Raw genomic sequence first — 22396 nt, 5'->3', positions numbered from 1 at the left:
GGTGGCGGCTGCGGCGCGGGCGTGCTGGAGGTGCAAGAGGTGTCTTGTCGGCTTGAAGCCTGCCGGAAGGAGGCCTGCCGGAACGGCAGGTGCGGGGCGAGAGCGGACGAACGTCAAGGCACGCGACGAGGTGCGAGACGAGACGAAGCGCGTGGAGGCGCGTGAGGACGAGCGTGCGCGTGAGCGCTGCACGGTACGGCGGCCCTGGGCGGGCGATGCCTTGACAATCCTCATATACGTGAGTATAACTTAAAAGGTATTCATCTACAGGAGGGAGTGGCTTGGCGCCACGAACAACCAGAAGCAGGGCAGCGGCACTACGGCAGGCGCGGGAGGCGCAGGCGGCACGGGTCGCCGCGCGCCTGGCCCGCGAGAAGGCGACCGAGCAGGCGCTGGCCGATCACTTCGAGGCCGCCAGCGCGGCAGAGGACATCCGCGACGACGCCCGACGCCGGGCAGAGCGCGTCATCGCTGACGCCGAGACCAGGACGCAGGAACTCGACACGGTGCGAGCGCGGGCGGTGCAGGCGCTTCGCGCACTGGAGTACACCAACGCCGAGATCGCCGAGATGTGCGGACTGTCGATCCCGCAGGTCCGAGCGCTGGCCAACGACCACGCGTCGGCGGCGATCACCGAGCAGGCCGGGCCGCAAGGCGATGCCGCGAGTCCACGCCGCCGTTCCCACCCTGCGGCCGCGTCGGCGCGGGTGGAGCCACCCGCTGGAACATCTCCCACAACTCGTCCGGTACCAGCCGTTCCTCAAAGCTCACCCCGGCTGGCTCAACGAGACATCACCGATCAAGACACGGTCTAAGCGACGGCTCTTTCGCTGGCGGGACACCGCACAACTCGCAGCCGTTCGCATGGTCGTCCCGACAGACATAGCCGATGCCACCTGCCACGCACCATTCGGTAGCTGCTTCGGACAGCAGGTCCGGCCCTGCGAGCAGGAGCCGACGCAGTTCGGCGTGGTCCGCGATGTCGGCAGGACGGCTGGTGAACCACTCGTCGAACCCAGGCCTGTCCCGGTGCACGCGCCAGTGTCCGTGCTCGCGGTCGTCGACTGCGGCAACGAACCGATCGACGGTGCGCTCCCAGCTAGGTGCGCCGAACCAGCCGTTGTCGAACGCGCAGATGGATTCGATCAGGGTCCGCAGGCCGAACTCCCGCTCGTGGAGGCGGTACGCACGGCCCCAATCGATCGCGTCCTGTGCCATTTCCGCAAGGTCGTCGCGCGGATCATCCTCGTGTGCCGGGTCGTCAGGGTTGTGGCAGGCCAACCCGAGTTCGAGCACGGATTGTCCAGTCGGCAGAACCCGAGACGGGTTGACGATCGCGAGTCCGACAGCGACCCAGTCGACATGGTCGAACGACAGCATCGAGCGTACGAGCCGGGTGGTCGCCGCGTTGGTCCGCATCATCATGCCGTCGTGCAGCGGGCTCCTACCGGCATGCCAGTTCTCGACAGGCGTGTTGCGCCACAGGCCGAGCGTGATCCGGGTGGCGGCGAGCCACAGCAGAGCGTCGTCGTCAAGGTGTCCGAACCGGCTGGCGCACTCCTGGGCGCCGTACCGGATCAACTCTCGCTGGTTCGGTCGCGCGTGGCTGTCGGACCTTTCAGGTTCGACGTATTCGTAGTCGGTGGCGTACTCGTCGAGGATCTCGTTGAGCTCGGCTGCGCTGCCCGCGACGTTGTACTCGAAGTCGTCCGGCCCGTTGACGGCGTACACGTCGTGGTCCCACGTGACTTGCACGTCGCCCCAGAGCACGACGTCATCGCACGTGTCGATGGCGCCGTCAGTCATTACCGGCCTGATCGTGATCGGTGCAGTTCGCCCATCGGTCCGCCCGTCGTCCTGTTCGGCCGCCCACGCGGTGATGACGCCGAGCGGCTTCGGGACGAAGGAACCGACCTCGGTGAAGCCGAACGGCTCGTCGTCCTCATCGGTGTCGAACCGGCTATTGATGAACGCGACCGCCTCGGCAGCCGTACTGACGACAGCCTCGGCACCACTGTCTTTGTCGACGACTCGCCACAACACGCGATTCTTCACGACGGTCTCCGATCTAGGTGGCGACACCCGGGGCCGACAGGACACACCGAGTTACTCAGCACTGACTCCAATGATGGGGTGACCGTCCCCTCTGTAGGTCCCGCAGGCGCTCCTCGGCGAAGATGCCTCTGGGAGAGCTGGGCGAGGATCGAGGTGCTCGTCGTGACGGCGGTGTGGAGTCGAGCGCGCTGGCGATCAAGGTCGCCTTGGTTGAGCATCGTGTGGTGCGACGCCTGTGTGAGTTGATCGTGTTGAGCTGGTGTCAGCTGCGTTGAGACAGCGTGTCGGAGGCGTTCGTGGGCGGCGTGCCCGCCGCCGGGAGCCGTCGCGTCTTGAACGAGTCGGCGCACGATTTCGGTGGTGTCGAGGGCGGTGTCGACGGTGAGGTCTAGGACCGTAAGCCCGAGCTTGGTTGCTGTGGTGACGAGATTCAGTTCTTGAGGAATCGTGAGGAAGCAGTTGGTCATCGTGCGTGCGGGTCGGTGGGCTGGCCGTCCGGCGATATTCGCGCATAGAACGGACAAGCAGGCTGCGACCGTTTCGTCCCACGGCTGGGTGAGGACGCTGGTGTTGATGAGGTCGGTCGCCTCGGTGTGGCGGTCGCCGAAGGCGTGCGCGAGGGCGGCGAGTTGGCGGCCTTCGGTGAGGTGGTCGTCGATGCCGCCGAGTCGTTCGGCGGTGGTGAGGGCGTGTTCCCATAGGCCGGCGCGGGCCAGGGCGCGGAGGCCATCGACGAGAAGGTTCGTCCGCAGCCGTGAACTGGTCGTTTGCTGAGCGTCCGGGTGAACGAGGTCCGACAGGTCGATGGCCGTGCCCTCGACCGTGAGGCAGGTGCGTCCGTTGATGGCTGCGATCAGGTCGATCAGGAGGGGTGTAGGCGCTGGCACCGTCACCTGCGCGGGTGTGCAGGCGTGCGAGGTTGATGAGGGGTTGGAGCGCGAGCTTGGCGGTGTCGAGACGGTGCGGACGCGACGCGTGGAACAGCTCGAACTGCTGCATGCACAGGGTGCGCGCGAGGTCGGTGTCGCCGTAGTCGCTGGCCAGGAGGGCGGCGAGGTTGAGGGCTTGGGCGGCGCGGAGCACGCTGTCCGCGCCGCCGTGGCGCGCTTGTTCGGCTCGGGTCTCGATCTGGGCGATCCGGACCGGTAGCGGGCGCGAGATGACCCCGGGACGCGCGACGAACGGGAAGCGGCGCGCGATCGTTTCGGTGAGACGCGATGGCGTGGCGGGGGTTGGGGCGTCCATCGGCGCTTCCTCCGGCGGGGCTACCAGGCGATGGTGAAGCGGGTGTCGGGGCGGTCGATCCGGACGCCGGTGCCGAGTCGGTCGTCGGGAGTGTCGGCGCGGTGCGCGGTGATGAGGGGCCGGGTGGGCCGGGTGTGGTTCCATTCCTGCAGCAGTTCGAGGAGTCGTGTGGTGAGGCGGTGGCTGTCGGGTCCGTGGGTGGTGATGCCGATTTCGCGGGAGATGGGGCCGTGGGGTCGTGCGGTGAGGTAGGCGAGGGTGCCGCCGTCGAAGAGGGTGGCACCGGCCCAGCGCAGGGCGGGATCGGCGATGCCGGACGTGCGGGCTTGGGCGTTGACCGACAGGCGGGCGAAGCCGGGGCTGGTGGTGGCCAGCCACAGGTCGAGGTGCTCGACGGGTTCGTGGTCGGTGACGCGGATGCCGGTCCAGTGCGTTTGGGTGCGGGCGGCGAACCCGTCGGTCAGGGCGGCCTGGTCGGGGTCGTCGACGGTGGCGGTGTTGAGGACGATCTGGTCGGTGAGGGCGATGGTGGTGGTGGAGTCGGCTTGGGTGGTGCCGCGCATGGGGACGAAGCCGCAGACGCGGGTGTGGCTGCCGAGGAGTTCGCCGGTCGGTTGCAGGTCGAGGGCGAGCGATCGGGTGAGGCCGCTGCCGTGCAGGCGGACGGGCACGACGATCCGTCCGCCTGGTGCGAGCTGGTCCCACCAGGGGCTCGGGATGTCCCAGGCTCCGGCGGTGACGATGATCCGGTCGTAGGGTGCGGCCTTGGCCCATCCGGCGGCGCCGTCGCCGCAGACGGTGGCGACCGAGGTGTAGCCGGCGTTGTCGAGTGCGGTGCGGGCTCCGTCGGTGAGGTCCTGGTCGATCTCGATGGTGACGACGCGGCCGCCCGGTCCGGTGATCTCGGCGAGGAGCGCGGCGTTGATGCCGGTCGCGGCGCCGATCTCCAGAATGGTGTGGCCGGGGCGGATGTCGAGGTCTTCGGCCTGACCGGCGACGATGTTGGGTGAGGAGGCCGAGGAGACGGCGGTGCCGTCGGCGGCGCGCTGGGTGACCACGACCTTGGGGGCGTAGGCGTCGGTCAGTTCGACGCCGGGCAGGAACACCTCGCGCGGGACGGTGCGGAAGGCGTCCTCGACGGCGGCGGTGCGGAACGTGCCGAGGCTGAGGATGCGGTCGGCCAGCGCGTTGCGGAGCGCGACGGGGTCAAGGGCGAGGGTGCCTGCGGTGTCTGTGGTCACCGCGTCGACGTTAGCCGTCTGCGGCTTGCGAGACGCGGTGTTAGAGACGGCCGCTGACCGGTGGTCGTGGAAGATGACGTGCGCGGCGGTGTGGGCTAGGGCTCCTTGGATGGGCTCGCTGAGACCTAGGCGGTTCCAGGCGTACAGGATGTGGTGGGCGAGTACGGCGTTCAGGCCACGGGTGGTCTTTCCCCGCCGGTCGAGGTCGAAGTGCTCGGCTCCGGCGCGCTCGAAAGCGCTGAACCATTCCGGCTTGACGCCGAGGCTGCTCGGTACGGGGTCGGCGGTGAGAAGGACGCGCACCTGGTCGGTGCCGGATGGTGCGGCGGGTGCGGTGCGGTGCTGGGCAAGGACGTCCCAGACGTGTCCTTGGTCGTACCAGTCGCGGCTCGCGGCGCGCAGCATCGCGGTGGCGAGCAGGACGCCGAGCTCGCGTCGGTGTCCCGCGCCGGTGGCCAGGTGATCCAGGACGTGGCGGCTGTCGGTGTGGAAGAGGCGGTGTGCGGTGTCCAGGCCGAGCGGTCCGCCGAAAGCTGCGGTCGGTGGTTCATAGACGGTGTGGGCCCAATGCGTGCAGCCGCCCTGGCTGAGAAGTCCCTGGAGAGTTTCGTCGAGCGCTCCGGTCGCTTCTTCTGCGGCCGAGCTTCCGGGCTCGTACCTCACCCGCCATTCTCGTCCCTTGCGCAGGAACCACCAGCGGTTGATCGAGCGGACCGCCTCTTGATGGCGCAACGCCGGTCGCAGGGTTCCGGTTACGGCATGTTGCGCCGCCTGCCATGAGGTGAACCAGACGCTGATCTCACGCCAGTGAGGGCTGACAGTGTTCATGGCGCGACGCCTCCGGTGATCAAGAGGCTGTTCGTCCAGTCGGTGAGGCCGCCGGTGCTCAGGCTGTGTAGGACCAGTGCGGGTCCTGCCGTTCCGTCGAGCAGGCCCGGACGCTGTCTGGGGGTTGTGTCCAGCGCGTGCAGCAGGTGTTCGGTGAGTCGGGGTAGCTGCTCGGTGAGGTCGGCGGTGGTGGCGTCGGCGGCGGTGGCGGCCACGGTGGCGAGCGTCCCGGCCCAGCCGTGGCATAGGGCCGGATCGTTGAGCCACCCCATCTGGACGGGGTCGGAGACGCAGGCCAGGAGCGCATGCTCTGCGAAGACTTGACGACTGCGGTCATTGAGGACTCGGGCGCCCAGTTGAAGCGAACGGGTGATACCGGGCGTCCCGTAGCACCAGGACGGCCGCGCCGGACCAGTTTGATGGACGTGGCCGGTGCTGTACTCGCCGAAGGTGACGCGTTCGGGCCACCAGGGTCCTGCCGTGCCGAATTGCTGCCAGCGCTCCAGCCAGGACCAGATCGCGGTGATGGCCGCGCGCTGCCCGGGAACGGTGATACCGGCGCGATGCGCCAACGCGAGGAACGCCAAGGGCCCGGTGATGCCGTGCGCCATGCCGTTGTCGGAGTGCCCCTCACCGTAGTCGCGCGCCGTCTTCCCGTGAGGGATGTAGCGGGTCCACCATCCGGGGACGTCGCTGGAGGGTTCGTCGTCGGCGGGGACCGGGACGGTGAGGTCGACGAGGTAGGAGAGGACGGCGCGCAAGTGCGGACTGGCCGGATCGCCGGTGAGGAGATGGACGCCGAGGCCGGTCAGCCCGCGGACGAGATCGTATTCGCCCGGTTCAGGCCGTTGCCGCGCGGCGATCCGGCGTTCGGCCGCCTCGATCTGGCGCGTCACCATGGCAGCGACGACGGCATCGAGGTGGGCCAGCAGCGGTTCACTTCCGGGCAGTCGGGCGGCGCGTAGCGTGAACGCGAGCGCCGGTGCTCCGTGCCAGAGACCGGCTCCGCCGGCTGCGGCGATCGGTTCGCGGACGGCGGCGGCGAACCACCTCGCGGGCCGCTCCCAGCCTGCCGACCCGTCGCGCGCCCGCAGTGCGTGCAGCAGCGTCACCCCGAGGTGACCGCTGGACAGGGACTGGCCGTCCCAGCGCGGGCTGCTCGGCGTGTGGTCGGCGTGAGCCGGTTGGGGTGGCGGAACGGCCAGGGCGTCGGCCAGGGCAGCGGCCACAGAGGCGAGGTGAGTTTGGTCGATGGAGTCACCCATCATCGGACGGCTTCTTGCCGGCGAACGCGCGCGAGGGCTGCCGAGCGCGCGAGCCGTTGGCAGGCGTGCTCACGCTCTGGGTCGAGGCCGACGCTGCGGACGTGGTTCATGTGCAGCAGCGAACCGATCACCGTGTCGGCTTCCAGGCAGGCCGACGTCCACAACCGGCGGTACGCGTCTGCGGCGGCACGGCGCGTCTCCCAGGCGCGCAGAATGTTCTGCCCTCCGGGCAGAGCGAGGACTGAGTCCGGTTCGGTGAGTTCCTGGGCTCGGCGGGCGGTTGCGCGGTCCATCGGACACGTGGAAGGTGCGGGTGGATGGTCGATCAGCCACCGTGCTCCCGCCGAGCTGCCGCCGGTGAGGGCCGTGGCGAGATCGAGGCGTCCAGCAGCGGTCAACGCCAACGGCGCAAGGGCGCGGTCGGCGCGCTGAGTCGTGAGCTGGGCGTGGACGGCGTTGGAGTCGGCGGCGAACAACGCTTCGGCGGCTCGCTGCGCCGCGCCGTCGCCGTATCGCGTGGTTTCGGCGACATGCGTGTCGAAGACCAGTCGGCTGAGCAGTCCACGGGCGCGCAGTTGCTCGGCCCAAGCACCGATGCGGGTGTAGGCCAGCCCTTGGTGGTCCTGGTCGGCGAGATGCAGGCGAAGCCGCAGGTGGGGCGATGGGTCACGGTAGCGGACGAACCACCAGGTCGGTGATGCCGTCCATGCCTCCAGCAGCACGGGCAGGTGTTCGGTGAGGATGAGGTCGAAGAGCTGGGGGTCGCTGTAGAGCTTGGCGAAGGCGATGGTCCCTGTTCCGGGCAGCACACTGCGGTTCGCGCTCCGGGTCGGGCGCCGGGTTACGGCGCGGGGCGCGGGGGCCGCGGCTCGGGTCGCGGCGACGGGCACGATGAGCTCGTGGGCGCGGCCGTCGAACCAGCCGTGGTCGGCGGCCGTGCCGGCCTCCGAGATCAGCACGGTCGAGCCGGCCGTCCGCGCCTTGTCCAGGTGATCGCGCAGGAGAGCGAGGTCCATCGGCTCGTCCAGCCGGAGCCGCAGCCGTAGGTCCGAGTCGCCCACGCTGACCGTATCGGGGAGTGCGACCTTCGCGCGCAGGACGTCGAACTGGTCTCGCCACGCCCGATCGGTCAGGTTCGGATCGGGAAGGTCTCGCGCGGGCAGCGACCATCGCGCCATCGCCAGCACGGTCCGGCCGTAGACGACCCGTGGCAGGAACGGCAGGCAGCGCGCGGCGCCCCACGCGAACGGTGAGCAAGCGGCGCTGCGAGCACGGGGCAGCTCGAACAGCAACCGGGCCATCGGCGGCATGACGCGGCGGGCGGCGGCGTTGACGAGAACCGGCTCCACCACGCGTCCACGTGACTGCGAGACCAGGTACATGCCGTTCTTGTCGGCGGTGACAGCAAGGTCGTCCAACGTGATTCGGTCGGCTGCCGGCGCCCGATGCTCGGCCAGGGTGACCAGGGTCGGAAGAAGTTGCGGCGCGCGAACCACGTTCTCCAGGTGAGCGTGAATCGGCGGGAACGAGAGCTGGGCGGCCAGCGCGCCCTGCACACTGGTCGGCAGCTGAGCGTAGATCCGCCGCCGCTGCTGCTCGGATTCGGGCAGGAGATCGGTGAAGCGGCCGGCCAGGGCGATGCCGGTGCGGCTGATCGACGACAGCACGAGCCGGAAGTCGCCCGCCGCGACCGCTTCCGGCGACGATGCCCACAGCTGCGCACAGATCTCCAGATGCGGCGGCACACGAACTTCACCACGGTCGAACGTCGAAGCGTCTCCCTGCAGATCGTCGATGTCCTCCTGGCGCAGGACCATCTCGTCGGCACCGTCCAGCGCGGCACGTTGCGCCAGACGAAGCAGTTGCGCGTCTCGAACCGTCAGCTCAGGCGGCAGTTCGGCGGCGGGCTCGGCGAAGTGAGCCGGGTAGCCGAGCCCGGCGACCGGGTCCACGAGTGCGGCCACCGGTACGAGCGCGTGCGCTCCGAAACGAGCAAGGAACGCCTCGTGATAGGCCTGCCATCCGGGGACGCCGAAGGGATGGGGCGTCAGCCGCATCAGCGCGTCGGCAGCGGCCGACGCTTCGGCGGTGACGGCCGACGGAAGGACCAGACGACCGCCTAGGCGAAGATCGACCGCCACCGGATGTTCGACCTCGACCAGCTCCCGCGCGCGCACGCCCGCGCTGGGGTGGTTCGCCGCCAGGAGCGCGGCGATGTCCTCCAACTCGGTGAGGAACGGCGACGCGTCGCGCGGCGAGGCGGCCTTTGTCGCCGCGAACGTCTCCAGGATGTGGGCCAGACCGTCACCGCTGGTGGACGGCGGTCGCAACGATGTCACCAGAGCACCGATCCCGACCAGACGCGCCAGCAACGCCTCGGCAGCGCCAGAAGGCAAGTCCGGGAACTGGGCCGTGAGCGTCCCGACCAAATCGGTGAACACCACCGGTGCGCGCGCGGCATCGACTATCGACCCGATGACGGGCGTCGACCGGAGCGAAACGTGCTTCGCCGGGGGCCGGGTGGGATCGGTGGCGTGCGGTTGCCAGGGGATGACGAGCCGGTCGCCCCTTTCGACCACCAGATCGTTCGTCGTGACGGCCAGGTTGCACAGCACCGATGGGTGGGACTCCAGGCGCGCGAGCAACCGGGCCAGCCACACGGCGTGAGCCCTTGTCCGGACCGACTGACCGCGCGGCTCCCAGGACACCGCGACCCGATCACCGAACTCCAGGACCGCGACCCCCGCGAACAGCCCGAACGGAGTCGGCCGAGCGCTCATCCGCACCAAGTACCGGGCCAGCGACATGACGACGCTGCGGGCGCGGGAAGTTGACATGGCTCGCCCATCGCAAATCTGCTCGATTTGGACTGCCAGACGGGGACTCGCGACAGCCACCGCCTCGGCGACGCGCGCATCGGACCAGACCTCGCGAATCCACCGGCAAGCCTCCTGGACACCTCCCTCTACGTACAGTCGAGGCCACCAGCTCGGGGCCAGTTCACCGGAGAAGGCCGACGCCCGGTACAACGCGGCGTCCACCGCTTGGTACAGCGGCTGCGAAGCTGAGGCAGGCACTTGGTTCTCCTCGCCAGGTCACGGGCGTCACCGGCATTCCGTGGAGCGACGCGGCTCGCCGCTCGGACGTGTGGGCGGTCTCAGCAGTCGCTGCCGGCGAGGGTGTCGCAGCCGTTGTCCGTCGAGCACTTGCGCGACGCGGTGGCAGGCCCGTCGTGCACGACCGTGATGTCGAGGCCGTCCAGCAACGCCACCACCGCGGCTTCGGCGTGCCCGTCGATGCTCTGCGGCGTGGCGCTGTCGTTCAGGGGCGTCATGGCGACTCTCCTCCGAGGAAAGGCGGAACTGATCACCTCACGAAAACCCATATCGACCCCTGAACGTAATTGCCTCTTGTTCACAACCAGGTTGTGGAGGGGCCGCAACCCGCGAATCCTTGCGCTCGGCCTCACCGGTGTTACCGTTCGCTCGTGGACCCCCAGGGACGCGAGTCAATCGCCGCAGAATTGCGCGAGACGGCCGCCGCAGAGAACTGGAGCCCTTGGCGGCTCGTCCAAGCCGTCCAGCTCAAAGCCCAGACGCCCACGTTGATCATGGCTTGGCGCCTAGCGTCCGGCCAGGTTCAGACAGACGTCATCGCCGGCATCCGAGGCCTGGCCGCCGACGATGGGACACCCTGCTCAGACAACGCCCCGTCCGTCCCGAACTACTCGAAATGGGAGAACGGACACGGCGTACCCGGTTCCTACTACCGTCGCTATCTGGCGTTGTGGTTCCGCTGCCCGCTGGAGCGACTCGGCCTGGCGGAACCCGAGCCGATCGTTACCCTGGTGGGACAGGCGCAAGTTCCGGCAGTGCTCACCGATCCGGAGGATCACGTGGAACGTCGACAGTTCCTTTCCCTCGCCGCTGCCGCTCCACTGATCAGCTTGGACGGCACCCGCTCACGCATGGAAGCCGGACTCCGCCGCATCCTGCCCGCCGCCGACCTGGACCACTGGGCCGACGTCACCGCCGGGCACGTCGCCGCCTACGGCACCGCCGCACCCGCCGCGCTCCTGGCCGCTCTGCGCCCCGACCTGGACGAGATCGCCGTCCTAGCCGAGCGCTACCCGCACCAGGCCGACCTGCACCTCACCGCATCCCGCCTGTGCGGCCTGGTCGGAGCCCTCTACACCGACCTGGACCAAGACCGTGACGCCCGCGACTGGCTCCACACCGCCAGCCGCTACGCCGACCTGTCCGGCGACACCACCCAGCGCTACTGGATCGCCATGGCCCAAGCGATGACCGCCTTCTACGGACCTACACCGCAGCGCGTCATCACCATCGCCGACCGCGCCCGCACCGCCCTCGGAGCCGCCCCCAGCGCTCCCGCCGCGCAGCTCGCCGGGCTCACCGCCCGCACCCACGCCCAACTCGGCGCCAAAGACCAGGCGGCCCGCGAACTCGGCACCGCGCAGGCCATCTTCGGCAGACTCACCCCGGCCCAGGCTCAGGAAACCTTCTTCGGCTTCCCCGCAGCCGAGATGACCATGTACAGCGCGCAGGTCCTCAGCCGAACCGAAAACCCCCGCGCCTGGGACGAACAGACCAGAGCCCTCGCCGCATACCCCGACAACGACCCGATGGACCGGCCCCTCATCCTCCTCGACCGCGCCCGCTACCTCACCGGCCAGGACGAACCCTCCCAAGCCGCCACCCTCGTCAACGACACGATCACAGCCCTGCCGACACAACAGCGCGTTCCCCTGCTACTCAACCAGGCCCGTCAGGTCACCGCCCTCATCGCCCGCCGATCACCCAACGCGGCTGCCGCACTGAAGGACTCCCTGCTCGCCTCATAGGCGGAGAACACACCGGATCGCGCTGGTATACGTGCCCGCTGCTGGCCCGCCCTCCCAAGTTGAATGCCCGAGAAAGCGGCCCAGTCCACAGGACGGACCGGCGCGCAGGGCAGGGCCACCGAGGCCGTGTCAGTTAGCGGCGCCGAACTCGTTCTGCTGCGCGGGCCGCAGGGTCACGATGCGCCGTGGTCGGCGCCACTGGCGGCGGCTCGGTCATGCGTCGCCGGATCGGTGGTGGTGTGCGTCGCGGGTGGCGGTGATCACGATCGTGAGGGTGAAGACGATCCAGACGATCAGTCCGTACACCGCCCAGCGGTGGTGCCGAGACCGTAGGTGACGCTGGCCTTGGCGAGTGCGGCCAAGTCGACGCCGATGAGCCAGCGGGGGACGCGGGGTGCGGGCTGCGGACTGGGATCGCGGGACTTGTCCATGGTGTTCCTTTCGCGTGGTGCGGTGGCCGCTTGGTCACCGGTGGAGGTGTGGCTGGTGGCTGAGTCAGGAGGGGTTCTGCCGGACGTGGGCGTTCGGAGACACACGCTCGTCGGTATGGACTCCCGGTCGGTTCGGGCCGGGGTGATGGTGAGCCGATGGGTTTCAGCCGTGAGGAGTGCGCTTCGAGCTGTCGTGGGCGCGGTTCGTTGTGGTGATCCACTGCACGACGTCGTTGAGGTCCCGTGCGGGCACGATGGTGGGTCCGCCGGGTGGTAGGGACGTCTCGTTCGCGTTGTCGGCTGGAATGACGACGGTGGTGCAGCCTGCTGTCGCGAGGGCGGTGAGACGGGCGGCGACGCCGTGGATGGGGCGGAGGGCTCCGTGGAGTCTGAGTTCGCCGATGAACGCGGTGGTGGTGAGGTCGGTCAGGTTCAGGCTCTTGTGGACGGCGAGAAGGGCTAGGGCGATCGGCAGGTCGAGGCCGGTGTCACGTTCGGGGAATGAAGCGGGCAGGAGCGCGACGCTGACGGCGCGGGGTGGGTGGAGTGACGCCGCTGTTGTGCACGGCGGCGAGAACACGGTCACGTGTTTCGCGCTCGCGGGCAAGGCCGCGCCAGAGGTAGAGGCCGGGACGGCCGGGGATGGCGTGGGCATCGACTTGGATCGCTACCGTGTCGAATCCGCGGACCGCGGCGGTGTGAATGGTCACGCTGTTCCCTTCGGCGGGCACCGTCGGCCGGGGTCGGCCTGCTGAGGAGTGCCCGGTGGGAGGCGCGGCGCGAGGCGCCCGGCCCGGTCAAGGTGGAGCGCCCGCGGCGAGCGTCGGCGAGCAAGGACGAACGACCTTGACCGGGTCTGGCGCCCGCCGCGATCGTCGCGTGCACCGGGCATCGACGACGGCCACAGAACGTCCGGCCGACGGTTGGCGTGCTCGATCCGGGCGGCTCGCGCTCACGACTGTGCGGAGACCATGAACCCGGTGCCGGGTCAGGCGCTCCGACGTCGGAGACGCAGGAGCGAGGTCTATGGGCGGTTGCGGTGGAGAGCGATGACCGCTGCCGTTCGGTCGACCAGCAGACTGACGAGCGGATGTTCCTCCCAGTCTTCCCAGTCCTCGAAGCCCAGCGCGTTGCGGGGAACGGCTTGTGCGGTGTAGATGATGCGGCATCGGCAGCAGACCACGCCGATCTCGTCCTCGTCGTTCAGCTCGGGCAGCAGCGCTTGGCGGAGGCAGCAAGGTAGGGCCAGATGTCGACCGGGGGATGCCGGGGCGGCCTCGCAGATGATGAGGTGATCGTCGTGGAGTTGGTCGGCGATGCCGCGTCCGCCCCAGGTGGCGTCGATGTTCCAGCGTCGCGGCGGGGTGGTGCGCCGGTCCAGGTCGGCGGCCAGGCGCTGGAGTTCCAGGGTGAGTTCCAGACGGCCGGCTCTCCGTCCCTGCTCGTAACCGGCCGCCCAGTCCGGTGACGTCACGTCGGTAGGGGTACCGGAGGCGTCCTCTCTGGCGGGTTGGCCGGTCACCAGGTGCCCAGCGGGACGTCGTCGTCGGCTTCCATCAGGGGCCAGGCCACGATCTCCTGGGTGAGGACCTGCACTTCGGCTCCGTCGGAGTGGTGGCGTATCTCGGTTGGGGCGACCCGGACGGTCACCTCGCCGATGTCGGGGCTGGCCCACGGCACGATCTCGTCGCCGGGCTCCAGGTTGCGCGCTTCCTTGTTGGTCACGTCTTCCTTCGTGGATGACGGGTCCCTGATCGCAGGGCCAGGGACCCGATGTCGAGGTGAGGGCGCCAGGCATCTCACGGTTTGGTGGCGGTGGCTGCTGCGTTCTCGGTTTCGTCGGTGAGGGGGTCGGCGGGGTCGTCGCCGCGGTAGGGCTGGTCGTCGGCGACGGCGCCCCGCCCAGGGCAGTCGGCGTGTGCGTCGGCGTCCATCGCCTGGCCGTCCTGGGTGACCAGCGCACGCAGCGACACCGCGTCCTGGGGACGCTCCGCCGTGATGGGCAGGCCCGACGCCTCCAGCTCGGCCACCCGCGCCGCGTGACGCCTCTCGCGGGCACGGCTGTCCTCCAGCCGCTGCACGGCGTACTTCAGCGGCGAGTAGGTGGCCGTCCGGGCCAGGTACTCCAGCGCGTCGGGATCGTCCTGGTAGGGGGCCAGCAACGCCAGCTCCTCCAGCGTCCACTCATAATCCAGCTCCGCGACCAGCTCGCGGGCGTTGCCGTTGAGCCCACCAGCCCGCACCCCGTCCCGAACTTCGTCCCGCGACAGCCCGGTGGTCTTGCGGATCTGGGTCCTGGTCAGCCCGGCCTCGGACGCGGCGAACAGCGCCGCGGCCTCCTCATGCACGTTCAGGCTCTTGCGATACCGGCTGGTGATCAGCATGTGCAGGAACTGCAGCCCCTCCTCATCGCCGGTGTCGGAGAAGAAGTACGGCACCGCCTCCAGCCCGACCTTCAGCGCGGCGTCCAGCCGGATGTTGCCGTCGACCACCCGGTAACCGCCCTCGGGCTCGGCCGCGATCTCCAGCGGCGTCACGATCCCGGCGGCGGCCACCGACTTGCAGAACGCCTGGTCGGCCTGCTTGTCCTCGCGGACATTGCCCGGATGCGCGGTCAGCAACTCCACCGGGATCATCGGCCGCTCGGTGTAGACCGGGGACTGCCCCTTGGTCTCGGGAGGGCTCGTCGCGCTGTCGGCGCTCTCGTCCTGTTCGGTGACGCCGTTCGGGTCGTCGTGGTCGGAGGCGATGACTGCGGCTTCGGTCATGTGCGATCCCTTCACCGCCGGGCTCGGCTATCGGCACCGCCGCGAGGCGCTGCCGCAGGACCGTGGTCGGCCCTGGCCCGGCTCAAGGCGACCGCGACGCGTGCAGCCGGGAACGCACACCGGGTGCCCCTGCGGGTTCAAGATGTTTTCGGCGAAGACGAAAAGATCTTGAACCGGCAGGGCGAGCGCAGCGAGAGCCCGGTTGCGAGCACGGCAAGCGCGACGCAGCCTAAAGAGCCGGGCGAGGCGTCGGCCCCTGAGAGCTCGCGATGCGGTGGGTCTCCGCAGCGAGGGCAGGGCTAGAACGCGAACAGGCAGCCCGCACGGACTGCCTGTTCGGTCATACGCGGGTTCGCCAAATGCCGCTGTCGACGATCAGGGGTTGCCGCCGAACGATGGCAAATACAGGGATGAAGGGACCGACGTGAGCGCCTGAGACGTTGTAGTCGATCCACTCGGCGGCTTCCTCCTCCGCCATTCCCGTGTTGGTCAGCGCCCTGAAGCAGTGCGCGAGATCGTAGAGCGCGACAACACGACGCGAGTTGCCAAACCATCCTTCCGCCGATCCGATGAGTGCGTCGTCGAAGCCGTCCGCGACAAGCGCCTCGCCATCGCTGGCTTCGCGAAGCCGGGCCGAGATGTTGTGAAACAGCGCATTAGCCATGGGCGTCGTCCAGCTTTCGGCTGCGGCGGCGTCGCGACGGACGATGCGGCTGCGCGCTCAACCCGAGCGGAAGTCCACTGTGCATGCCCCAGGGCTGTCCTTCCGCGCTCGCCCTCGCGAGCGCGTCTCGGAACGACTGAGCCAGGTCGTAGGATCGGAGGGTCCGGGAGCGGTGTTGGCCGGCCACCGGCCAGCGAACGCGGAACGTCTCCCCACTGCGCGTATGCCGTAGCGCGATCCAGTCCCAGTCCTCCGCCTTTAGGTGACGGCCTGCTGACGGCACATCGAGCGCTTGCGGCGAGGAGCGCGATGCGCGTTCACGACCGGAAGCCCTTCGCATCGAGGCTGACGGCATCCAGCCCGACGCGGCCCACGGTGCCGAGTCTGCCGTTGGGTTGACCATAGGTAGATTTCATAAGAAAAATTTATACTCATAGAGAAAAATCTGACGATCCGGCCTCCCAAGCGGCGAGCGACTTCGCGTGCGGCTCGCCCCGCAGTCTCTCGCTCCAGGGTGACCGACCCCTCTGGGCCGGTGTGACCACGGGGCGGCGCCCCTGGTGGCGGCTGTAGCCGACACACCTCCAACGGTGACCGATCCCTCCGGGTCGGTGCGACGTACCCATCAGCGCACCGCCCGCTCGAAGTGCGTGGTCCTCCAACGGTGACCGACCTCGTCGGGCCGGTGCGACGGCTACCCGTGCCAGCCGTTCAGTGTCGCCGGCAACCGCCTCCAACGGTGACCGACTCCTCCGGGCAGGTGCGATGACATGTCGATGCCCGAGGAGGTCAACCGGCGCCTCAGTCGCACTAGCCCGCCGTGGCCGGTCACCGTTGAAGCACCGTCCGCCGCACATGGTGATGTGCCCCGAAGTGAGCCGCCCCAAGGATTCCGGACAGTGCACAGACCGTTCGACTGGTATTAATTCTGCGCGGTCGACGGCGCATGTCGCCGGTAACGCAATGTACACGAGGGCATGGCTGTTTTACTCGGGCAACTCTCGCCCGTGCCGAATTTCCCATGTTCCCACATCGGTATAGAAATGGCCGAAGTGCCGAAGCCACGCTGCGATGGTTTCGCTGACCCTCCTGGACTGCGTGTCCGTCATTCCGGTCTGCTCCTGAAGCGCCTGCTGCAGCTCTACATTACTTAGACGGTTCCCTGCTACGAGCGCCTTGAGAGCGGGGATCTCCCGTAAGCGACCCTCTATCAATCGATGAAATTCTCCCTCGGACAGACCAGCCGGTATGCCAAGAAAAGCGAAATCTTGAAGAATTGCTGCTTCAACCGGTCGGCCGATATTAGCGCGTCCGCAGTAGTATGGGTATAGAATCGTCGGACGTCGAGTTACCGGATACCAGTCCTGTTGGCCTTCTTCCCGCAGTTGGTCGGCGGCAGCCGGACGCAACTCTTTAAGCAACTCGGCTTGGCTTCTCACCATGGCAGCCATGTGCCGTGTCGCCGAGACAGCGCAAGTCTCGATTTCGTTTAGCACTCGGACGACTTCCGGATGAGTCACAGGTACTTCTACCAGGATCTCGATATTGGCGCCGGGAACGCGCCCCGTCGCTTTATTCGTTAGGTTGGCGGATCCCACCAGGCAGCGGTCTGTGGTTAGGTAGAGCTTGGCGTGCAGGCTCGGGCAGAGCACGATGTGCAGCCGCTCGTCTCCCTCGGTGAGTTCGATGATCTCGGGGTCGGACACTCCGGCTGCCACCTCTTCAGGAGTCCAGCGCGTGATGCACTCGATTCTTGTAACGGTCGAGGGGGCAGTGGAGATAATGGCCGCGAGAACATCCCGCTTGATGAAGGGTGCGACAAATGTTACCTGGCCCTGGGCGCCCTCAATCAAGGCTTCGATCTGCCGCCAGATGTGGTCGGGCTCGGCCACGCTCAGTCCGCCGTCCCATCTACGAAGTCGCGAGCGTACTGGCCCCACAAGCGGCGTGCGTCCGCGATGCGCTCACGGAGCTTATCGGGGTGAGTTTCGTCTTCCATACGCGCCCAGGAGAAGAGCAGCAGTTTGAAGGTTTCTGCGGCACGGTTGAGCCGGTCGCGCAGATCATTCGCGTCGGCGTCTTCGGGAACGTCTTCGAGGACGGCCATCAGTTGGGCGTGCAGCGGATGCTTTTCGTTGAAGATCACCTGCAGCATGCCGGCCATAAGGTCAATACTGAAGAAGGCGGAGGTATCTTGGAAGCTAGAGATCCATCGTGCTCTAAGGTCCTTCTTCAGCGCCTCGTCGACCATGGACTGGGCGATGTCCTCATCGAGGTGATGTCGTTCGGTCAGGGCAGCGACCTGCTCCTGGCGCTTGTCTTCGGTCGTTGTGCCTGCTTCGAGCTCATCAGTTTTTCCAGTGTGACCCTCTTCGCTGCGCCGTTTGACGGCGTCCGTCGCCCTTGATGCAGCGTCCTCGTTGTGCCGCTTTTTGCCCTTGCTGGTTCCATGCGTTTGCTGCTTCAGCTGGCGCCGGATGGCCGGCAGGAGCTTCTCTTCCAGATAGAGCACGAGATCGATGAGCGGTAGGCGTGGATCGCCAAGATCGGCAAGGCGCTCCTTGAACTCTTTGAAGCTTTCGCCAGCCTCGGCGTGAACCCTCCAGTCGAAGTGAGCCAACGACGAGAAGACTGTGGCGCTCTGCTTGTTGTTCGTCACACCGAAAATAGAGTCGAGCTCCGGTGGGAACTCCACCTCAATACCCCACCAACGCTCCCGCGGGTCGTATCCGATGGCCCAGGACGCGTCGAGGTCCAGCTCTCTGCCCTGGCGCACGAGCGATACGCCCACATTGCGCTTGGCATGCTTACCCCACGGAAGGTTGCCAGGGTCCGCCGCGCGGCTCCCTCTCGGCCACGGATGGCCTTCGACATCGCCACGACGGGCCTCCGGACGAGCGATGGAGGCCCGCACCGTGATGTTGTACCTCTTGCCTTCATGTAGCACAGGGAACGGCGCCACGCCGGCTTCCGAGTCGTCGCCCATGGAGAACGGCATGAACATCTGTTTGTCTGAGAACGGGTTAGGCGTAGAGGTCGGTACCATCAAATAGAGCGGGTCGTTCGGCACAGCGTGGTATTCGCCATCTACGACCTTGCCCTCCCGGACGGGCGCCATCCGGATGTCGACGCGGCCGTCCTGGAGGTAGTGCCGGTAGACCCGGCCGATCAGTTCGGCGGTGTTCTTTAGTGTGGCTGCTGCTCCGTGCCAGTTGACCTTGTCCAGGTCGGTCCACATGATGAGTGTGCCGGAGTCTCCGAGGCCCTCGCTCAGGTCGCGCCAGTGCTGCGGCAGCGGGTCGTGTTTGGGTTCAGGGACGTCGTCAACCAGGCCCTGTTCGATCTCCTCCAGGCTGAGGTAGGTGTGCAGGGCGTTGCCAGCCCCCTGCGTCCAGGACCAGACATCGAGCCGGGTGCACTGGGACATGCTGGAGTTGGGCAGGCCCATGCCGAAACGGCCGATGCGGTCCGGGTCTGCGCCGTCCCCGTCGCCGTACTTCAGAGCGCGCCGCAGTTGCGGCTCCTCCATGCCATGACCGTTGTCGAGGACTGCGATGGTTTCCACGTGGTGGCTGGTCCGGGAGCCGACCTGCACGGGACTCTCACAGGCGAAGACCTCGACAAGGGTGGCCTTGGCGTCGATGCTGTTATCGATCAGTTCAGCGAGAGCGTAAGCGGTGTTCTTATAGCCGCTGTCCCGCATGGCCTTGACGGTCAGCGAAGGACTGACGATTCGATAGTTGCTGCGGTCACTGATCATGCGGTCTCCCATACGTCTTCCCAGTTGGTGAATGCTTCTGCCACATTGCCGAACCCGGGAAGCTCCGGATTCACGACGGTGACGATTTCACAGGTGTCAGTACCGCCAGCTTTCGGGCCGCGGATGACGCGGCCGACCATCTGGCTGTACAGCACCAGGGACTTGGTCGGGCGGGCGATCACTGCCGCGCTGGCCGCCGGTGCGTCGAAGCCTGTCGTTAGAACGCCGTAGTTGCACAGCACCATTGGGCGCCGTCCGGATCCCTTGAAACGGGAGATGACTTGGCTCCGGCGCCGGGGAGAGGACTCGCCTGTCACAAACTCGGCGTCGAAGCCTGCAGCGGACAGCACGGAGGCAATCAGCCGACAGTGGCTGACGGAGGCGGCGAACACGAGGACGCGTCGGTGCTGCTCCTGGAGGAGCTCCGTGATCGTCTGGACGATTTTGAGGTTCCATTGCTCGTCGCGGGCGAGGTCGGCCATCATCGCAGTCGGAATGTCAAACGAACGAGCAAGGACTTGCTGGTCCCGAGAGGACAGGTGCATGCCCGCTTCAGAGGCCACCGTCCTCATCAAAGGTCTGGCCAGGTAGCCCTGGTCGATCAGGGCGGAGACCGGGTTGGTGTAACCCTCAATCTCCAGCATGACCTTCTGCCGGGAGAAGTAGTCTGAGAGCTCTTCGTCTTTGGAGACGTCCGCCCACGTGCGCCCCGGGGTGGCGGTCAGCCCGAGCAAACTCGCATCGTGACGAATCGTCAGTTCGTCGACGACTCTTTGGAAGGTGGGGGCAATGATCTGATGCGCCTCGTCGAAGACCGTCAGGGTGCTGCGTGCCGCGAGGATCGCCAAGAACCGCTTATCTGACTTGGCTGCTGAGACGGCCTTCTCCAGACCGAGGACAACCAGCCCATCGCTCATCTCTGTCAGTTCTGCGGGGGCGTTACCCCAGAGCCGAAGGACCTGAAGTGGACGGTCTCCGACCCTTGTCCATGCGCGCTCGAACTCGACCGCGGCCTGCTCTAGCAATTCCTGTCCGTGCGCCAGCCACACCACCACAGTGGGTTCCTGCTGCCGCAAATGATCACAAATCAGACTCATGCCCGTTCGGGTCTTGCCCACGCCGGTCGGGAGGTGCAGCACTGCTCGTCGCGAGCCGTCGTACAGGAGTGTCTTGACTCGGGCCGCCGCGCGACGCTGATGGGGAAACAAGCCGTACTCTGGAGCAGCTTCCTGAGCGAACACCCGTGGCAGGGACGGCGCTCGGTCAACCGTGAAACCGAAGAACTCCAGCAGTTCGCGACGCTCGTCCACGGTCCACTTCAAGCTCCGCAGGTAGCTCATCGGTGGATGCTCGTCGCGCACGAGTCCAAGGCGTTGCGCCAACTCGGCTTGCTTAGTGCCCGGGAGCATGGCGATCAAAGTTGCACGCTCGGCCTCGTCGGCGACCAGGCGCTCGGCGTCGATAGCGATCGGTGCGACAGCCCGGAGACGATCGTCTCCTGCCACACCTCCGTCGATCAGATCAAGCAGAGAGCACAACTGTTCGCCGAGATGGTCGCGAACATAAGCCATCGGCGCATCGGCGAGGAGCGCCTTAAAAGACATCCCGGGTGACCACCCAGTCACTACTCCACCTGCCCCGTGACAGGCATCAATCCGCACATCCTTGCAGCCGTAGCACCTGTCGTCATGAACTCTGCCCCCGATTCGAGCACACCCAGCGCCACACCAGCGAGCGTTGCTACTCAGCGCTGGAGCGTGCAGACCACCCTAGAGGGGAGTACCGACAACGGGGGCACTAACAGACGAAGTCCCAGTTAGTGAGGTTGTTCGCTCCACTCCCAACTCAGCCAACGAGATTGGATCTTGGCTGCGCACGACTTGCGCTGGAGAGCTTGAAGTAGAACGCTAGTTCGACCTGCGGCTCGCAACACCCCGTGTTCCGAGGAATTCACGGAGTGGATCTTGGCTCACGGCTAGGATCGCCCCACCTGCTGGGGGAACCTAGGAGGCGGCAGAAGCTTCCCACCAGGAGTACATTGGTACGGGACACGAGCGAGGCGGGGTGACGGAGCGATGGATGGGTCGGACGCGTCGGATGAGTCCTACCTCGACTACAATGCCACCGCTCCGGTCCGGCCGGAGGCGTATGCGGCCGTCTGCGAGGCCATGCAGTTGGTCGGTAACGCGTCGAGCACGCATGCAGCGGGTCAGCAGGCCGCTCATCGGGTCGACGTCGCTCGCCGACAGCTAGCCGACCTCCTCGGGTGTTCGCCGGGTGAGCTCATCTTCACCTCCGGGGCGACCGAGGCAAACAACCTGGCCCTCCGTGCCGCGTTCGCTCCTGGGGATCCTCTGGTGACGAGCCCTGCTGAGCATCCGGCCGTCTTGGAGACGGCTCGCGCGGTCACCGCTGGTAGTCCCGATGAACTTGTTCTGCTACCGGTCGGCGTGGACGGACTGGTGGATCTCGACGCTCTCTCTCAAGTATTCGCGACACGCCGCGGAGGACTGGTCTCTCTGATGGCGGCGAACAACGAGACTGGCGTCCTCACTGACCTGCGGGTCGCGGCCAAGGCGGCTCATGAAGCCGACGCACTCGTCCATACGGACGCGACACAGCTCATCGGACGACTCCCTGTGGACGTCACTGAGCTCGACGTGGATCTCCTGTCGCTGTCGGCCCATAAGTTCGGTGGTCCACAGGGCGCAGGAGCTCTGTTTGTGCGGCGGGGAGTGCCTCTGCCGCACCGGCCGCTCCTGGTCGGCGGCGGACAGGAACGGGGCTGGCGTGCAGGAACGCTGAACGTGGCAGGGATAGCCGGCATGGGAGCGGCGTCCGAGGCCGCGCGTCACAGCCTCGCTGAAGAAGTCGAGCGGGTCCGTGCACTGCGTGACCGCCTCGAACACCTGATAGCAGGCGCGCTACCTGACTGCCGCCTCAACGGTCGACGCGATCAGCGACTACCGGGCGTCACCAGCATTACTATTCCTGGAGTCCCGGCAGACGCGGTCTTGGCTGCCATGCCCGATGTCTCTGCCTCTGAAGGAAGCGCGTGTGCATCTGGCGCACCGACGCCGAGCCATGTGCTCCTGGCGATGGGTTTGACGCGGGAAGACGCCGACAGCACCATCCGATTTTCGTTGGGCTACGCCACCACGGTCGACGAGATCGACCACGCCGCGCAGGCCGTTAAACGTGCCGTAATGCAAGTTCGTGCCGCGCTGACGGAAGCTCACCATCCTCGCTAACGGTTGCCTGTACCTCGTTACAGC

Annotated in this window: 19 protein-coding genes and 1 pseudogene; 3 read left to right on the top strand and 17 right to left on the bottom strand. The window is 67.2% G+C overall.

From position 1 onward, the window contains the following. Positions 1-317 precede the first annotated feature (317 nt). From C229_RS34970 to C229_RS34245, 4 genes and pseudogenes are all read right to left on the bottom strand, one after another. Positions 318-617, bottom strand: coding sequence for a hypothetical protein (locus C229_RS34970; protein WP_018655678.1), 300 nt, complete (start codon positions 615-617; stop codon positions 318-320). 64 nt (positions 618-681) lie between these two features. Beyond that, positions 682-771, bottom strand: a pseudogene (locus C229_RS34965) (IS5/IS1182 family transposase); the annotation flags it as partial. A 21-nt stretch (positions 772-792) separates the two neighbouring features. Beyond that, complete coding sequence (locus C229_RS0113880; protein WP_026313779.1) at positions 793-2055, bottom strand: hypothetical protein; 1263 nt, start codon at positions 2053-2055, stop codon at positions 793-795. Further along, positions 2052-2948 (bottom strand): hypothetical protein, encoded by an 897-nt coding sequence (locus tag C229_RS34245; RefSeq protein WP_155884825.1) that lies wholly within the window; start codon positions 2946-2948, stop codon positions 2052-2054. The genes C229_RS0113880 and C229_RS34245 overlap by 4 nt, the downstream gene beginning before the upstream one ends. Before the next feature lie 82 nt (positions 2949-3030). Here C229_RS34245 and C229_RS34240 point away from each other — a divergent pair, with 82 nt between their 5' ends. Next, entirely contained in the window at positions 3031-3204 is a 174-nt protein-coding gene (locus C229_RS34240) for a hypothetical protein (protein ID WP_155884824.1), read from the top strand. A 116-nt stretch (positions 3205-3320) separates the two neighbouring features. Here the strand turns inward: C229_RS34240 and fxlM are convergent, their stop codons facing one another. From fxlM to C229_RS34235, 4 genes are all read right to left on the bottom strand, one after another. Then, positions 3321-5369, bottom strand: coding sequence for a methyltransferase, FxLD system (gene fxlM / locus C229_RS33610; protein WP_026313778.1), 2049 nt, complete (start codon positions 5367-5369; stop codon positions 3321-3323). Next, entirely contained in the window at positions 5366-6637 is a 1272-nt protein-coding gene (locus C229_RS0113855) for a lanthionine synthetase C family protein (RefSeq protein ID WP_018655671.1), read from the bottom strand. The genes fxlM and C229_RS0113855 overlap by 4 nt, the downstream gene beginning before the upstream one ends. After that, positions 6634-9675, bottom strand: coding sequence for a lantibiotic dehydratase (locus C229_RS0113850; RefSeq protein WP_276203307.1), 3042 nt, complete (start codon positions 9673-9675; stop codon positions 6634-6636). Before C229_RS0113850 ends, C229_RS0113855 begins: the two co-directional genes overlap by 4 nt. Before the next feature lie 116 nt (positions 9676-9791). Beyond that, a complete protein-coding gene (locus tag C229_RS34235) occupies positions 9792-9968 on the bottom strand; it encodes a hypothetical protein (protein WP_018655669.1) in 177 nt (58 codons plus the stop codon). A gap of 153 nt (positions 9969-10121) precedes the next feature. Between C229_RS34235 and C229_RS32850 the strand changes: the two genes are divergently transcribed. After that, the gene (locus C229_RS32850) at positions 10122-11498 is read left to right on the top strand and encodes an NsdA family TPR-like regulatory protein (protein ID WP_018655668.1); all 1377 of its coding nucleotides are present in this window, start codon (positions 10122-10124) and stop codon (positions 11496-11498) included. 293 nt (positions 11499-11791) lie between these two features. On the opposite strand, the gene C229_RS34230 is transcribed toward C229_RS32850, so the two are convergent. The 9 genes from C229_RS34230 to C229_RS0113790 form a co-directional block, all read right to left on the bottom strand. After that, a complete protein-coding gene (locus C229_RS34230) occupies positions 11792-11929 on the bottom strand; it encodes a hypothetical protein (RefSeq protein WP_155884823.1) in 138 nt (45 codons plus the stop codon). A 163-nt stretch (positions 11930-12092) separates the two neighbouring features. Next, positions 12093-12515, bottom strand: coding sequence for a magnesium chelatase domain-containing protein (locus tag C229_RS0113820; protein WP_026313775.1), 423 nt, complete (start codon positions 12513-12515; stop codon positions 12093-12095). A 438-nt stretch (positions 12516-12953) separates the two neighbouring features. Continuing rightward, positions 12954-13403 (bottom strand): hypothetical protein, encoded by a 450-nt coding sequence (locus C229_RS0113815; protein ID WP_155884822.1) that lies wholly within the window; start codon positions 13401-13403, stop codon positions 12954-12956. A 44-nt stretch (positions 13404-13447) separates the two neighbouring features. After that, positions 13448-13654: a hypothetical protein gene (locus C229_RS0113810; protein ID WP_018655665.1), complete on the bottom strand. Its 207-nt coding sequence runs from the start codon at positions 13652-13654 to the stop codon at positions 13448-13450. A gap of 74 nt (positions 13655-13728) precedes the next feature. Continuing rightward, positions 13729-14697 carry a ParB/RepB/Spo0J family partition protein gene (locus tag C229_RS30490; RefSeq protein WP_018655664.1) on the bottom strand — a complete coding sequence of 323 codons (969 nt, stop codon included), beginning with the start codon at positions 14695-14697 and terminating at the stop codon, positions 13729-13731. Positions 14698-15037: 340 nt separating this feature from the next. Next, positions 15038-15361 (bottom strand): hypothetical protein, encoded by a 324-nt coding sequence (locus C229_RS0113800; RefSeq protein WP_018655663.1) that lies wholly within the window; start codon positions 15359-15361, stop codon positions 15038-15040. Positions 15362-16347: 986 nt separating this feature from the next. After that, positions 16348-17253, bottom strand: coding sequence for a phospholipase D family protein (locus C229_RS33605; RefSeq protein WP_081639867.1), 906 nt, complete (start codon positions 17251-17253; stop codon positions 16348-16350). A gap of 2 nt (positions 17254-17255) precedes the next feature. Then, entirely contained in the window at positions 17256-19121 is a 1866-nt protein-coding gene (locus C229_RS0113795) for an ATP-binding protein (protein WP_033424386.1), read from the bottom strand. After that, complete coding sequence (locus tag C229_RS0113790) at positions 19118-20725, bottom strand: DEAD/DEAH box helicase (RefSeq protein WP_026313774.1); 1608 nt, start codon at positions 20723-20725, stop codon at positions 19118-19120. Before C229_RS0113790 ends, C229_RS0113795 begins: the two co-directional genes overlap by 4 nt. 471 nt (positions 20726-21196) lie before the next feature. On the opposite strand from C229_RS0113790, the gene C229_RS30485 reads away from it, so the two are divergent. Next, positions 21197-22372, top strand: coding sequence for a cysteine desulfurase family protein (locus tag C229_RS30485; RefSeq protein ID WP_033424345.1), 1176 nt, complete (start codon positions 21197-21199; stop codon positions 22370-22372). Positions 22373-22396 lie beyond the last annotated feature (24 nt).

It is taken from the genome of Actinomadura flavalba DSM 45200 (assembly GCF_000374305.1).
Taxonomy (GTDB): domain Bacteria; phylum Actinomycetota; class Actinomycetes; order Streptosporangiales; family Streptosporangiaceae; genus Spirillospora; species Spirillospora flavalba.
The sequence above is the reverse complement of the archived record's forward strand: the minus strand, read 5'-3'. Positions and strand labels throughout refer to the sequence as shown.

What these genes read in the sequence shown, in the direction of transcription:
- fxlM (WP_026313778.1), bottom strand. Translation starts at nt 5,369, where the DNA reads ATGAACACTGTCAGCCCTCACTGGCGTGAGATCAGCGTCTGGTTCACC.
- C229_RS0113855 (WP_018655671.1), bottom strand. Translation starts at nt 6,637, where the DNA reads ATGATGGGTGACTCCATCGACCAAACTCACCTCGCCTCTGTGGCCGCT.
- C229_RS34235 (WP_018655669.1), bottom strand. Translation starts at nt 9,968, where the DNA reads ATGACGCCCCTGAACGACAGCGCCACGCCGCAGAGCATCGACGGGCAC.
- C229_RS34230 (WP_155884823.1), bottom strand. Translation starts at nt 11,929, where the DNA reads ATGGACAAGTCCCGCGATCCCAGTCCGCAGCCCGCACCCCGCGTCCCC.
- C229_RS30490 (WP_018655664.1), bottom strand. Translation starts at nt 14,697, where the DNA reads ATGACCGAAGCCGCAGTCATCGCCTCCGACCACGACGACCCGAACGGC.
- C229_RS0113800 (WP_018655663.1), bottom strand. Translation starts at nt 15,361, where the DNA reads ATGGCTAATGCGCTGTTTCACAACATCTCGGCCCGGCTTCGCGAAGCC.
- C229_RS0113795 (WP_033424386.1), bottom strand. Translation starts at nt 19,121, where the DNA reads ATGATCAGTGACCGCAGCAACTATCGAATCGTCAGTCCTTCGCTGACC.
- C229_RS0113790 (WP_026313774.1), bottom strand. Translation starts at nt 20,725, where the DNA reads ATGTCTTTTAAGGCGCTCCTCGCCGATGCGCCGATGGCTTATGTTCGC.
- C229_RS30485 (WP_033424345.1), top strand. Translation starts at nt 21,197, where the DNA reads ATGGATGGGTCGGACGCGTCGGATGAGTCCTACCTCGACTACAATGCC.